Source organism: Paenibacillus tundrae (genome assembly GCF_036884255.1).
In the GTDB taxonomy this organism is placed as follows: domain Bacteria; phylum Bacillota; class Bacilli; order Paenibacillales; family Paenibacillaceae; genus Paenibacillus.
Window position 1 is genome coordinate 881,965 of the sequence record NZ_CP145605.1, and the last position, 15,117, is coordinate 897,081.

The 15,117-nt window shown below is 45.9% G+C and carries 7 protein-coding genes; 6 read left to right on the plus strand and 1 reads right to left on the minus strand.

Annotated elements, in window-relative coordinates:
• Positions 1 to 119: 119 nt before the first annotated feature.
• Complete coding sequence (locus V6W81_RS03935; RefSeq protein ID WP_338541630.1) at positions 120 to 1,985, plus strand: leucine-rich repeat domain-containing protein; 1,866 nt, start codon at positions 120 to 122, stop codon at positions 1,983 to 1,985.
• A gap of 797 nt (positions 1,986 to 2,782) precedes the next feature.
• Complete coding sequence (fic, locus tag V6W81_RS03940) at positions 2,783 to 3,400, plus strand: protein adenylyltransferase Fic (RefSeq protein WP_338541632.1); 618 nt, start codon at positions 2,783 to 2,785, stop codon at positions 3,398 to 3,400.
• Positions 3,401 to 3,712: 312 nt separating this feature from the next.
• On the opposite strand, the gene V6W81_RS03945 is transcribed toward fic, so the two are convergent.
• Entirely contained in the window at positions 3,713 to 3,919 is a 207-nt protein-coding gene (locus tag V6W81_RS03945; protein ID WP_145410194.1) for a DUF2536 family protein, read from the minus strand.
• A gap of 268 nt (positions 3,920 to 4,187) precedes the next feature.
• Between V6W81_RS03945 and V6W81_RS03950 the strand changes: the two genes are divergently transcribed.
• The 4 genes from V6W81_RS03950 to V6W81_RS03965 all read left to right on the plus strand — a co-directional run bounded on the left by V6W81_RS03950 (position 4,188) and on the right by V6W81_RS03965 (position 15,078).
• Positions 4,188 to 5,342 (plus strand): response regulator, encoded by a 1,155-nt coding sequence (locus tag V6W81_RS03950; protein WP_338541635.1) that lies wholly within the window; start codon positions 4,188 to 4,190, stop codon positions 5,340 to 5,342.
• Positions 5,332 to 8,376, plus strand: coding sequence for a sensor histidine kinase (locus V6W81_RS03955; RefSeq protein ID WP_338541637.1), 3,045 nt, complete (start codon positions 5,332 to 5,334; stop codon positions 8,374 to 8,376). Before V6W81_RS03950 ends, V6W81_RS03955 begins: the two co-directional genes overlap by 11 nt.
• Positions 8,377 to 8,641: 265 nt before the next feature.
• Positions 8,642 to 13,810 carry an S-layer homology domain-containing protein gene (locus V6W81_RS03960; RefSeq protein WP_338541638.1) on the plus strand — a complete coding sequence of 1,723 codons (5,169 nt, stop codon included), beginning with the start codon at positions 8,642 to 8,644 and terminating at the stop codon, positions 13,808 to 13,810.
• A gap of 281 nt (positions 13,811 to 14,091) precedes the next feature.
• On the plus strand, positions 14,092 to 15,078 hold the full coding sequence (locus V6W81_RS03965) for a tRNA dihydrouridine synthase (protein ID WP_338541640.1): 987 nt from the start codon (positions 14,092 to 14,094) through the stop codon (positions 15,076 to 15,078).
• Positions 15,079 to 15,117 lie beyond the last annotated feature (39 nt).

Here is a 15,117-nt window from a genome sequence, read left to right on the forward strand (position 1 = left end):
AAGATGGCTCCGTTCTAAGGTGCCAAAACGGACAATTCACTTTAGAGTGCTTGTTACCTACTGTGGATTACTGCGTATAAGATGAAAACTTGATTTTTTATAAATGCAGGAGGTGTACCGTGGCATTTATTCAACTGAAATGTCCGAATTGCAATGGTAAGATAGAGCCTAAAGGGGAAAGGTTGTTCAAATGTCCGTTCTGTGAGACGGAACTGCTGCTCCAGGAAAATAACGTATACCATGTAGATCAATCCGTCCACCATTATCACGGGACAGCTGTTCCAACCAGACCTGTCAGGTCAAAACCAAAACGGAACGGCTTGCTAGCGGGTTTGCTGGTTCTTGCTCTTTCCGTCTATTTTATATGGATTTTCGCCAATCAGGGAAGTGGAGGAGGGGTAAGCCAATCTCATGTTGTACGAACAGAGCCTGAAAGCGAGGTGCTGCAACTCTTCTTGAGAGACATCTTTGATAAGACGGAGACTGCGCCGTCGTCAGAGGAACTTGCTAGCATTCGTTTTTTATCCGTGGATAAAGCGGATGACCGATGGCGGTTCAGGTACAGCTTCGACGATCCCTTCACAAACGAGCAGCCAGAATGGAAAGAATATGTCGTGACAGATAAAGTGCTGAATACCCAGCGAATGGAGCAGAAGGATTTCGAAGCGTTTTCGGGTCTGACGGGGCTGGACTTAAATGGGGAGTATGAAATAACCCAGACGAGAGACATGAGCTTCAGTCATATGAAGAATTTGAAAAGTTATTCGTCTGGCTTCAACGAATCGTTCCATGTATTCGCCTCTTATTTCGGTGACAAGAGCCGCATTCAGCAATTAACGACTCAGATACGCAGCAATGAAGAAATGGCGCAATTGCTTGAATTTTCCAATCTACAGAATTTAAGCATTACATACGTTGATGAATCGGTTACCGATTTTCAAATACTGCAGCAGCTACCACTCCGTTCACTTGCGATTACAACTATAGACGATCTGGGCTGGTTGTCCACGCTTCCTTCTCTGGAATCATTAAGTATCGGCACCAGTGAAGCGACTGACTTCAGCAGTCTGTATGCACTCAGCCAAATGGAAGAGTTAACGTTTGACAACGTGCGGAATTTGAGGACGCTCGATTTTGTAGCCAGCATGCCTAAGTTGCATACTCTGGATGTAAATCAGGCCAGCCTTGTTAGTCTGGAGCCATTGCGGAACAAAGCATCACTCACCAGGCTGAGGCTTGCGGATGCAGGAGCTCAGGAGACGCTGCAAGTAATCAACAGCCTGAGTTCGTTGTCTTCGCTTACGGTGTCTGGTTACTACAGCACGGCGCCAGAGCTCAATCTCCCCCGTGTAACGGAGTTGGCGCTGCCTTCCTCCTTCGTGCCGCTCCTTCATGCACCCGTGGTTAGTCACTTAACCGTTAATCTGAACAGCAACGGGATCAGCGGTGGCGATGTGATACGGTTCCCGCAGCTAGAGGAGCTTTCATTGTTGGAGTCAGGCAGCTTTACTCAGGTGAAGGCGTTGAATTGGCTGCCGAAGCTGCGCATATTGAACGCTAGCGAGACATCCTTTTACGGGGAAACGCGGGAACTTTTTCAACTATCGAATCTTACATCACTTGAATGCTTGGAGTGTACGTTCCAGCTGGAGGGAGAAGCTCCTTATGATAACGGCGTACTGGAGCAGTTGAATTTAAATAAATCGTATTTCTCTCTCGATAACAATCATGTTGACGATTTGGAACGGATAACGCCCTACCTGACAGGTTTAACAGAGATACGTTCCTTTACTCTACAGGACAGTTCCATCCAAACGCTTGATTTCGTAAAACGCTGGAAACAGCTGGAGATACTACACGTAGAGAATAATGCGATATCCAATCTCAACCCGCTAAGCGCGCTTACCTCTTTAAGAAAGGTCTACATCGCGGGTAATCCAGTTCAGAACAAGACGATCTTGGGGGATAGGATTGCCGTCTATTAGGCTATGCTAGGCTGTGCAAGTCACTGGAAGTTTAGCTTTAACCGTTTATGTGTAGAAACCCGGACTGGCATGGGAGCCTGATCCGGGTTTTTGTCTGTTTGCAAGATTCTCTGTCCCATCAATCTACGGCAAAATGCACAACGGCACTATATAACATTTTGTTGAGAATTAGGTGGTACGTCACTTGATGCTGAACTTGCTTCAATACGGTAACTCCTTTTTAACACAAGGATGCACGATGTCTCTATTTTTGTGTTTTACAGTTTATGTTTAAGATTCAAGAAGCAATGGCTAAAGTTATGGATATTGGGGAGATACATGAAGATGGATCAAATTACCATTCATTATCTGTTGGAGGCATTCGTGGCTTTTATACAAGATGCTTATCTAAAATGAAGTGTCACAATGGATTGTGTGACGCGATTTATAAACTGGACTGGCAGACCCATTGGTTGAAAGCTAATAGAGTCTAAAAGGTTTAATCATGTGTATAGATGGGAGAACCTGATGAAAGAAATCAAATTTTTGATGTATGATGGGGATGAGAAAGTAGAAGTTCTTGTGAAGACGAGATGATATGGGTCAATCAAAAGGTTATTATGGGAAGTGTTAGATGTGGACAGAACATCGATTTCCCGTTCATTTGAAGAGCATTTTTGATACTGGGAGCTCGATGAAAAAGTGGTATATGCAGAAATTGCACATACCACTCAACATGGTGCATTCTCCATGGCGCTATCATTCTGCATCAGCACAAGCTAACTTCAACAAATGTTTGTTTGATCGGAGGTTAAACTATGGCTTTGGAAAACAAGTTAGGTATTACCGATTCTGCGGAGCTTGCTCGTGTGGAAGAAAAACTCAGTAAGAAAAAAGCGATTGAAATATTCGAGACGGGTTTGCTGGATACGTTAGAAATCGGAACATTTAAGGCATTATCCCATATTCACATGTGTTTGTTTGAAGAAATATATGATTTTGCCGGAAAAGTGCGTGAGGTTAACATAGCCAAGGGTGGCTTTCGATTCGCACCTGTGATGTACCTTGAAGCTGCGCTTGAGAATGTCTCCAAAATGCCGCAATCCACCTTCGAGGAAATCATCGAAAAGTATGTTGAGATGAATGTGGCTCATCCTTTTCGAGAGGGAAATGGGAGAAGTGCAAGAATATGGCTTGATTGCATGTTGAAAAAGGAAATCAGGCAAGTTATCGATTGGAGTAAGGTTGATAAAGAAGACTATCTGCTTGCGATGGAGAGAAGTCCTATTAAAGATGTCGAGATCAAGGTTCTACTTCAAGCAGCACTTACGGATCAGATCAATGACCGTGAGATTTATATGAAAGGTATCGATGCAAGTTACCATTACGAGGGTTATTACGTGTATAAGACAGAAGATCTCTATAACGAAAAGTAAATGGAGCAATAGCATATCTATCAAGCATTGGGAGCTATATCTGGTTGGAAATTATATTCTGCATGTTGCAGAAGGTACCATTCGCCAAATCTAATTGATAAAGACTATCCTGATACCGTCATAGAATTATCAACTAACTTATCTTACGATGTATTAATTCCAACTACGATTTCTATTAGAGCAAGATCGAAAAGAAATTGCTGAACTTGAGACTAAGAGATTGAAAAAGAGTATTATCACAATACAGCGAAAACCCGGATTGAGTAGATCAATCCGGGTTTTCGCTGTTCCCATCGACTTAGCTATGTATCATCAATCCATTGCAAAATGCACAACGGCACTATATAACATCTTATTGAGAATTGGGTGGTACGTCACTTGATGCTGAACTTGCTTCACCCGTAGCATCAGCGCTTTGTTGATTCCGATGCGGTCCTCAATCGTTCGCTCTAGTTCATTGAAGTCATAAGCCTGCAAGCATTCGACTTTGTCTTTGATCATATCCAGTGAAATTTCCATATATCGTTCAGGCCTCCTCCAAATCTTAATTTGCAGGTTAAGAGCCTGCCGAGCTTCATTGTAGAGCAGCTTCTCCAGTTCGACAAGAGTAAAGACACAAAAAATGAACGACGAAACGTAGTAGTTTGGAACCACTTTATCGCTGAGAATGAAAAGAGTCTAACGAGACGAAGCTACCCGCCCGATAAATATATAAATCATCATCGAATGTGAACATGGACTCGAAGCCCTAGCCTTTAGCATGAACCGAAAAGGAGATCAGAAGCCAATGATACGTGTCATGTTAATTGACGATGAAGAAGATGCATTGAATTTGCTCGAAATATTGCTTGGTCAAGTGGGGAATGTCGAAGTTGCCGGAAGGTATCTCAATCCCATCCAGGCAATTGATGCTCTAAGCCAAACGATGGTCGATGCAGTGTTCTTAGATATCCAGATGCCGGGTATGAAGGGGACTGAAGCTGCGCGCCGCATCAGAAATATCTCTCCTGAGTTACCCATCATTTTCACGACAGCCTACGCGGAATATGCGCTGGAAGCGTTCGAGATCGATTCAACTGACTATTTACTTAAGCCTTTTACGGTAGGCAGATTACAGAATACAGTTGCACGGATAACCAAAAACCTTTACAAAGAAGCAGACACAGTGCGGCCCAATCAGGCTCCTGTTCCATCGGTTCATTCTCTTGGAGGGTTCCATATCATATCACCGATTGAGACCGACAAAGAAGTCGTGTGGAAAACCAAAAAGGAGCGAGAGCTCTGTGCCTTCCTGATTCATCATGAAGGTAAGCGCGTGAATGCCGGCGTCATTATTGAAGCGTTATGGCCGGGGTACGACCTCGACAAAGCCAAATCGTATTTGTATACTTGTCTTTCTTATCTTCGGAGAAGCTTGACGGATCAGGATATACCCATCCATATTCGCAAAGGAAATCAGGGTTTCTCTGCCGAGCTAAACGATATCATAATAGATGTCTCTCCATTTGAGACGCTGCTCAACCAAATATTGGACGAAGAGAATATGCAAGAGAAGCATTACAATCAGATGAACGAGATGTACACCGGCGATTATATGGATGGATGCAATTTTGACTGGGCGATTGCCAGACAGTTGGAGATCAAATCATTGTATGTTCGTGTTCTTCGTAAATGGAATAAGTATTACCGTAGCCAAGAAAAGCTCTCGCTTGCGGCGGATAGTTTACAGCGGCTACTCAAGCTACACCCAGACTCCGAGATTGACGGCCGCGCGCTCATCAGACTCCATCTGGAGCTTGGTAACCGGAGCGAAGCATACCGTGTTTGCTTGCAGCTGGAACAGGCGGTACGCATTCAGCTTGGCACAGAATTAGAGGAGGAAACTATGTTACTGGTTCGACAAACGATGGAAAGACAGAGTGCGCATCCCAATGAGTCGTAAAATCATTGCGGCGCTTATTACAATAGCGATGCTGTTCGCCACTTATGGGTTATTGCTGACATATTTCACAATGAATAAAAAAACGATGCCCATTGCCACCGATGGAACGATGGATTTAACCAATTGGGCATTTGAAGAGAACGGTGTCGTTCGGTTGGATGGACAATGGGAGTTTTATCCCCATCGACTACTCTTCAGCCACCCAATTGATTCAGAGCGAATGGCAGATCAGCCACCTTCATTGATTCAAGTACCTGGTTATTGGGCCAAGCAGATGGACACGTTAGGCGTGGCTACATACCGGTTGAGGATTCTAATCGATGATGACAGTGTTGTATATGGGATCAAAACGGCAGCTGTTCTGATTTCTAACAGGCTTATCGTCAATGGTCAAGTCGTAGGCTCCAGCGGAGATCCTAATCTGGAAGAGGATTATCGGGCACTTAATAAGCCTTATGTTAGCTACTTCACACTCAAACAGGGGTGGAACGACATTCTCGTCGAGGTCGCCAACCACGAATTTCGCGTTGCTAGTGGAATTGGTGAATCGATTCAATTAGGTAAGGCTGATCAGATTTCAAGAATTCGGGATCTCGCGACTGCACATGATTGGGTGGTATTAACCGCGTTTCTGATCATGGGACTTTATTTTATCGGGTTATTCTCTCAGCGGAGGAACGACCTTTCTCTTGTCGTATTTGGACTCGTCTGTTTGTTTATCGCGGCGTTTACAAGTGTCAGTGGTGAGAGAGTACTGTTTGATGTGATTGGGCCATTCCCTTTCTGGCTCTATTTCCGAATTCAAATGGTGGTAACCGTTGGGGTAGGCGTAGGCTTTTTCCTGTATGTGTATACCGCATTCCGCCCCTACAGCCACAAATGGCTCACGAAAGGAGGCTTGGTTACAGGGACATGTTTACTCCTCCTGCATCTGGGCTTCGCTACACAGCTTACAACAGGACTGCTGCGTCTCGTGACGTCACTATATGTCACATTAGCTTTGTTGTACGCAACCTATGTGTTTGTTCACGCAGTTCTACATAAGGTAGCTGGTAGTTGGTATCTTGCCGTTGCGGCTATGGCTTTGAACGCAATGATCCTGAACCAGAACTTGAACGTATATTTCGGAGTACCCATTTATTCATTTGCGCCAGTTGAGCCGTTTCTTGTGCTCCTCATGCTTGCGCTGTTAATGTCGCTTCGCTTTTCCAATGCTTTTCAACGGATTGAGGAGCTTTCCGAGCAACTGCTGGAGGCAGATAAACACAAGGATGATTTTCTTGCGCGTACCTCGCATGAGTTCAAGACACCTCTGCATGGTGTGATGAACATATCACGATCCATGCTCGATGATGTTGCCAATCCAGCTACAGCAGAGCAACGAGAAAAGCTACAATTAATGATTGAGGTGACCAGAAAGCTATCTCAGCTCGTCTATGACATTCTGGACTTGTCCAAACTGAAACAGGGAGAATTCAGGATCGTACTTGCACCAGTGGATGTGCGTTCTGTCGTGGAGGTTCAGATTCGTTTCTACGCCTATCTCTGTACAGATAAGGACATTCAACTCGTCAATCAGGTTCCAGCGGATTTACCTCTCGCGCAAGCTGATGAAAATCGGATAAGCCAAGTCATCAGTAATTTGCTCGATAACGCGATCAAGCACACGGAGCATGGAACGATTATTGTCACGGGGAAAGAACACGGAGGGTTGCTCCAATTCGAAGTTAGGGACACAGGTGCAGGCATTGACCCGGAGAATCTGCCGCATATTTACGAGCCGTTCAAATCCACGGAGGAAACACGGAAACGCGGCTTCGGGCTTGGACTGCCAATTGCGAAGCAACTGATCGATCTGCAGGGAGGTACGCTTGTTGTCATGTCTACGTTGGGAGTTGGCACAACCTTTACGTTTACACTGCCGATGGCATTACAACATAGCGACCCATGGGTTCCTTCATCTACATCCTATGCTCAGCCTTTGGAAAAGGAATATTCATTCTCAACGCCATATATTATGAATCCCGATGGCCAGCGGACGGTATTGATTGTCGATGATCAGTATGTGAACTTGAAGGTTTTGCTGGATGCGTTGCAATCGCTCAATTATCGTGTTATTGCGGTCAAAGATGGATACGAAGCGCTTGAACAGATCAACCAGCCGGGCAGAATTGATCTAGTCATTCTTGATCTGATGATGCCTGGTATGTCTGGATATGAAGTCTGTCTTGAAATTCGCAAGCGGTACTCACTGCTAGACTTGCCTGTGCTAATGGTAACAGCAGCGCTGCAACCGCAGGATAAAGTGGCGGCATTCCAGGTGGGAGCCAACGATTATTTGCCCAAGCCATTTGATCTGGAAGAACTAAAAGCTCGAATTGGAAGTTTGCTTGCTATGAAGGAGTCGCTGGGACGGGCAGTCCATATGGAGGTAGCATTCCTTCAATCACAGATTAAGCCGCACTTCCTATATAATGTCCTCAATAGTATCGTGTCTTCCAGTTATACTGACGTGGAGCGTGCAAGGAACATGATTATTGCGTTGGCAGATTATTTACGAGGGAGCTTCCGGTTCAGCAATACAGATGAACGAATTGAATTTGATGAAGAATTCCAGCTTATTCAAACGTATGTGGAGATTGAGCAAGCAAGGTTCGGGGATCGGATCAGCTTCAAATATGATATCCCAGAAGATGCTTATCGCTCGAAGATGCCGCCGTTGCTGTTGCAGCCATTGGTTGAAAATGCCATTCGTCATGGTATCGGAGCTCGAATCGAAGGCGGAACCGTAGAATTGAAAGCAGAGAGATCCGAAGGGGGTTGGCTATTCACTGTAATTGATGACGGAGTCGGCATTTCTCCCGAGCGAATAGATCTACTACTGGAACAAAACGAATCGAATGGTGAGCACGGCGTAGGCCTGCGGAATATCAACAAGCGACTGAGATTTGAATACGGGACTTCACTGGAGCTCGCGAGCGAGCCAGGGCGTGGAACAAGTGTTGCCTTTCGTATTCCAGATCTGCAGTCTTAATGTGAAAATAGTGTTATATCAAAGGGTTCCATCGCATTTGCGATGGAGCTTTTTTGTATTGGCATAGCTTTAGTTTAAACGAAATAAAAAAATGGGTGGGTTTTAAAGCCTTACGAGCAAGAACCAAGTGATATGTGCAATTGAGTTGGTCGAAGAATGTCGAATAACGTCAGTTTTTAAGGTTTTTTTAAGGTGCCCTCCGTTATGTTGAGTAGAAATATATAGATGCATCAATAGAACGAGAAGACGGAGGGATAGATGCGTAATGATTCCAGTGAGAACAACAAGTAAGAGATACAACAGACATTTTCGAAGAATGGCACACCTATTGCTAGCCATCATTCTCTTAATACCATCCTTGGTGATTGGAGGAGGCGTCACTTCGGCGGCATCCGGCTGGTCAATTGTTGATGGGAATGGAGCAACTGGCATTAATGTAAATCCAGCCATGAGGGGCGAAAATCCTGCCATATTGGAATGGAATGGTGAAATTTATGTAGCGTGGAAAGAAACAATTCCGAGTACGCCTACGATTAGTCAAATCAGAGTTAAAAAGTTTAATGGCTCAAACTGGGTTAGTGTTGATGGAGTTCATCCAACATATGGTTTGAATTACGATGTCAACAGAGATGTTGAATCTCCAGCACTAGCTGTTTATGACAATGCACTGTATCTGACTTGGTTGGAGAGAAATGCTTCTTATACTGCACAAGTTCGGGTCAAAAAATATGATGGTACGAGCTGGACAAATGCTGAAGGGGGGAACCCTGCCGGGATCAATGAAAATCCTTCCATCACAGCATTAAGTCCAAAATTGACTGCATATAAAGGCGAGTTGTATGCAATGTGGCAAGAAGCAGCTAAGATACGTGCCAAAAAATTCAATGGTACGACGTGGACAAGTCTTGATGGCGGCGGAACGGATGGGTTGAATGTAGCCCCAGGCAGTGTAGCAGGTGGACCAGCTATGATTGTATTTGGCAATGATTTATATGCACTGTGGTCTGAAAGAGTAGGCACCGGCTTCAGTACAGTGCGAGCTAAGAAATATGATGGCACCAACTGGACGGTCGCTGACGGTGGAGCTGGCTTGAACAAGGTAAGTTGGAATAATGCAATAACCCCATCTCTAAGTGTTATGAATGATCATTTGTACGTAGCATGGGTAGAAGCCCGTGGGGGGCAATATAGTACGGATGATCAGATCCGTGCTAAGAAATTCGACGGCACTAATTGGACTAATATTGATGGAGATGGTGAATACGGCTTAAATGTAAGGACTGGATTTCGAGCTTTTGAGGTTCAGTTAGCGGGCTTAAATAATGAATTATATGCCATATGGACCGAAAATTCGGGAGAGATGGCAAGTGGGGTTCCTGTTTTCAAAATTCGTGTGAAAAAATATGATGGCAATGGATGGGTTCTAGCCGAAAATGGAAGAAATGGTGGCTTGAATGCTTTTGCAACTAAAACAGCCATGCACCCTGCTATAGCAGCCATGAACGGAGCGCTGTATGCGGTGTGGGACGAGAATGACAGAAAAGTAGTAAATATAAGGGCAGCTCAATTCACCCCGCCGCCACCACCAAGCGTAACTAGTGTTACTGTAAGCCCAGTTACAACTAGTACGATGCAAGGTGGCAACAGACAACTATTTGCTTCTGTTAACGCAGTAGGAGAGGCAGCAACAACGTTGACATGGAGCAGTAGTGATGTCACGAACAAGGTATCAGTAAATACTACGGGCTTAGTTACGGTTGCACGAGACGCAACACCAGGTAATTACATCATCACGGCGACTTCCACGTTTGATCGTACCAAAACAGCAACATCAACCGTTACGGTGACATATGCACCAGCAGTTCAGAGTATAACGGTTAATCCAAGTACGGATAGCTTGATGCAGGGTGAGAGCACCCAGTTAACGGCAACGGTAGTAGCCGTAGGTGGAGCACCAGACACGGTAAGATGGCATAGCAGTGATCTCGGTAATAAAGTGACTGTAGATGCGACGGGGAAGGTTAGTGTGGCATCAGATGCTACACCGGGTGATTACACCATTACAGCATCTTCCACTTATGATACGGGCAAGAGAGAAACGGCAGTCATTACGGTCACATATGCACCGGCTGTTAATAGCGTTACTGTAAGCCCAGATAATGACAGTTTGATGCAAGGAGAGAGCAGACAGCTGGTAGCAACGGTAAACGCTGTAGGTGGGGCGCCCACATCGGTGACATGGGCCAGCAGTGACACGGATAACAAGGTTGAGGTAAGCGATACCGGCTTCGTGACGGTTGCCGCAGATGCTGTGCCAGGGAACTACATGATTACGGCAACTTCGACGGTAGACAGTAGTAAGGTGGGTACAGCCACTATTACGGTGACGTATGCACCAGCAGTAAACGGAGTTATCGTTACGCCTGATCCAGCAAGCGTTGTGCAGGGAGATAGCGTACAGTTAGAGGCAGTCGTTGATGCAGTTGGGGGAGCTTCGACGGTGGTAACATGGAGCAGTAGTGATCTAACTGGCAAAGTTGAGGTAAGTGATACCGGCTTTGTAACGGCTGCAGCAGATGCTGTACCAGGGGATTACACAATGACAGCTACATCGATTGAAGACAGCAGTAAGACGGGAAAGGCAACCGTTACAGTGATGTATGCGCCAGCTATTCACAATATCACTGTCAATCCGGAAAATGCTAATGTCGCACAAGGAAGAAGCGAGCAACTCACGGCCACGGTAACTGCGGTAGGTGGAGCCGATCCTTCCGTGATGTGGGCAAGCAATGATTCTAGCAACAAGGTAACTGTAAGCGGCACGGGGAATGTTAGCGTTGCTCCTGATGCTGTGCCAGGTGACTATGTGATTACAGCGACATCTGTGTACGATCTAACCAAGGTTGCAACGGCAAACATTAAGGTGACGTATGCACCGGCCGTGAACAGTGTTATTGTTGACCCGGCTACGGATAGCCTAATGCAGGGAGAGAGCAGACAACTGACTGCAACGGTAGACACCGTAGGCGGAGCTGATGTAACGGTGACATGGAACAGTAGCGATGCAACCAATAAGGTGAAGGTCAGCGATACAGGTTATGTTACGGTAGAAGCCGATGCTGAGCCGGGGGAATATACCATTTTCGCGACCTCTACAATAGATATGAGTAAAAAAGGTAGCATGGTTCTCACGGTGACAGCAGCTCCAACATATACGATTGCTCCGATTGATGATCGCACATTGGAGTCCCTCATGCTCGATTACGAATCTGGTACTCAGGAAACGAACACCGTGTCCATTCAACATACGGGTACAGGAAATCTGGTTCATTTATCTGCATCCCTGAGCGGGGATGATTCGGATGCCTTTGTTATCACGCAACCGGATACTGAATTGACCGCTGGAGATCAGACAGAGTTCACGCTACGTGCCAAGGATGGATTACCGGCAGGAACATATACCGCTACCGTTACGTTGACAGCAGATCAGATGCTGCCTGTCACTTTCAAAGTAACACAGGCGGTGAATCTGCCTAATGCACCGGCCAACCCTCGGAATCTGACAGCTGAACCTGGGGATGGTCACGTAACGTTGAAATGGGAAACGGAACCCGATGTAGAGTACCGGATCTATATGGCAACAGATGGTGATCCTGACCATAGGATTGAAATCACAGATGAGGCATCATCACCTTATATGATTCCTGATTTGGTTAACGGCAAGACCTATTACTTTGTTGTAAAAGCAGAGAATAAGGGAGGGTTTAGCGAGGTCTCCAATCAGGTCAGCGTTATTCCTTCAAGCGTTCCAGGAGCGCCAACAGATGTAACGGCGACTCCGGGCAACGGACAAGCCATTGTGAGATTTACGGCACCAGCTAATAACGGTGGAAGTCCAATTACGGGATACGAGGTGATCGTATCGCCAGGGAACACAATAATTACAGGCATCGCTAGTCCAATAACAGTATCAGGATTGAGTAACGGAACAAGCTATACGTTCACGGTGAAGGCCATTAACGGTGCTGGCAAAAGCATAGACTCGGCGAAGTCCAATGCAGTTGTGCCAGTAGCAGCTTCTGCTCCGTCAACCAATCCACCTGTAACAGAAGCTCCATCCACCGCACCAGTAACGCCAGTCACACCACCGACAACAGCACCAACAGTGCCAACAACGGTAACGACAGGCGTCGATATTCTGGTTAACGGAAAAGTGGAAAATGCGGGACAAGCAACAATATCCCGGCGTGATCAACAAACGACATTGACCATTGTGGTGGATCAGCAGAAGCTGAATGATAGATTGGCACAGGAAGGGCAACGTGCTGTTGTCACGATTCCAATCCGCCAAACGTCTGACATCTTCGTTGGTGAGCTTAATGGGGAAATGATCAGGACGATGGAAGATTATCAAGCTGTACTGGAATTCCAAACGGAGCAAGCTTCATATACCGTTCCTGCAGGGCAGATTCGTATTGGGGAAATTGCAGGCCAAGTTGGAGGGTCTAATGACTTGCAGGGAATCAAGGTACGGATTGAAATTGCAGCCCCGACATCTGCTCAATCGGACATTGTAGGGCGCGCAGTCGCTCAAAACGAGTTAACACTAGTTACTCAACCGCTGGACTTTACGGTTAATGCCGTTTATGGGGACAAGTCCGTTGAAGTCAGTCATTTTGATGCCTATGTCGAGAGAACGATAGCTATTCCAGACGACGTAGATCCTAACAAGATTACAACCGGCGTTGTGGTGGAGCCGGACGGCACGGTTCGCCATGTTCCAACCAAAGTACGTCAGAATAATGGAAGATACGAAGCTCAAATTAACAGTTTGACCAATAGCACATATGCCGTGGTATGGCATCCGCTACAATTTGCAGACGTAACCAATCATTGGGGTAAAGATGCTGTGAACGATATGGGGTCTAGAATGATTGTGGAAGGCGTTGGCAATGGTACCTTCAATCCTGATCGAGCCGTGACCCGTGCAGAGTTTGCTGCCATCGTGGTTCGTGGTCTAGGACTTCGTCCGGAGAATGGGGAAACTCCATTTATCGATGTGAAGACCGAGGATTGGTACAATGGTGCTATCCGTACAGCACATGCTTATGGGCTGATCAACGGCTTCGAGGATGGTACCTTCCATCCAAACGAAACGATTACCAGAGAACAGGCGATGGTCATTTTGGCAAAAGCGATGACGATTACTGGGATGACAGACAGCTTGAACTCAGGAACTCTGGATACAATGCTCCAGTCATTCCAAGATGAGACTACGGTATCTAATTGGGCACGCAGTAGTGTAGTAGAAAGTGTTAAGTCGGGTCTTGTGCAGGGACGCAGCCAGTCTCTATTAGCACCAAAGGGTCAGATCACCCGTGCCGAGATTGCAACGATTATGCAGAGATTGCTGCAGAAGTCGGATCTAATCTAAGTAGAGATCGTTAAAATTTTGAATAGATAGCGTAAGGTAACTACATGGACACTAGAAGGCGGAACGAGAGGGCTATGACCAGCCTGCGTTCCGCTTTTTATTTAAGATGTACAGTTTTATTTTAATATATCTAATTTCCGTTAGCCGGGGATAAAGGTGACTTGTTTAAGCAATTTTACGGGAGAAGTATGCTTCTCTCGGGGGTGTGATATAATCGGTTACAGATGATTTAACATTTTCGGGATAAAGAATTCCCTAGTATGCATAGAGAGGTTTTGGATATGAGGAAAGACAATTTTTGGCGTGAGTTACCACGACCATTTTTTATACTGGCACCGATGGAGGATGTGACGGATGTTGTGTTTCGTCATGTTGTGAGTGAAGCGGGGAGACCAGATGTATTTTTTACGGAATTTGCGAACACGGAGAGCTACTGTCACCCTGAGGGGAACAAAAGTGTGCGCGGACGTTTGACGTTTACAGCGGACGAACAGCCCATTGTGGCTCATATTTGGGGAGATAAACCGGAATTCTTTCGTGAAATGAGTATCGGTATGGCAAAAGAAGGCTTCAAAGGCATCGACATTAATATGGGTTGTCCTGTAGCCAATGTTGCAGAGAATGGGAAAGGGAGCGGCCTGATCTGCCGTCCCGCAATCGCTGCGGAGATCATCCAAGCTGCCAAGGCCGGAGACTTGCCTGTCAGTGTGAAAACAAGGCTCGGCTTCACAGAAGTAGACGAATGGCGCGACTGGTTAACTCATATTTTGCAGCAGGACATTGTGAACCTGTCCATTCACCTACGGACAAGAGAAGAGATGAGTAAAGTTGATGCGCACTGGGAACTGATTCCGGAGATTAAAAAGCTTCGGGATGAGATCGCGCCGCATACACTCCTGACGATTAACGGCGATATTCCTGATCGTGAGACTGGCTTGAGGCTCGCTGAACAGTATGGTGTGGATGGCATTATGATTGGGCGGGGGATTTTCCAGAATCCATTTGCCTTTGAGAAGGAGCCTAAGGAACACAGTAGCGAGGAATTGCTCAATCTGCTAAGGTTGCACCTGGATCTTCATGATCAATATTCAGAGCAAGAGCCACGTTCATTCAGCGCGCTTACACGTTTCTTCAAAATCTACGTTCGTGGATTCCGAGGCGCAAGTGAGCTTCGCAATGACTTAATGAATGCAAAATCAACAAGTGTCGTGCGGACGCTGCTTGATGAGTTTGCAAGCAAGAGTCAAGATAGGGTAGAAGAGTCTTAACATATATGGAAAAAAAGTAAAGCTAAACCGCAATTCTTC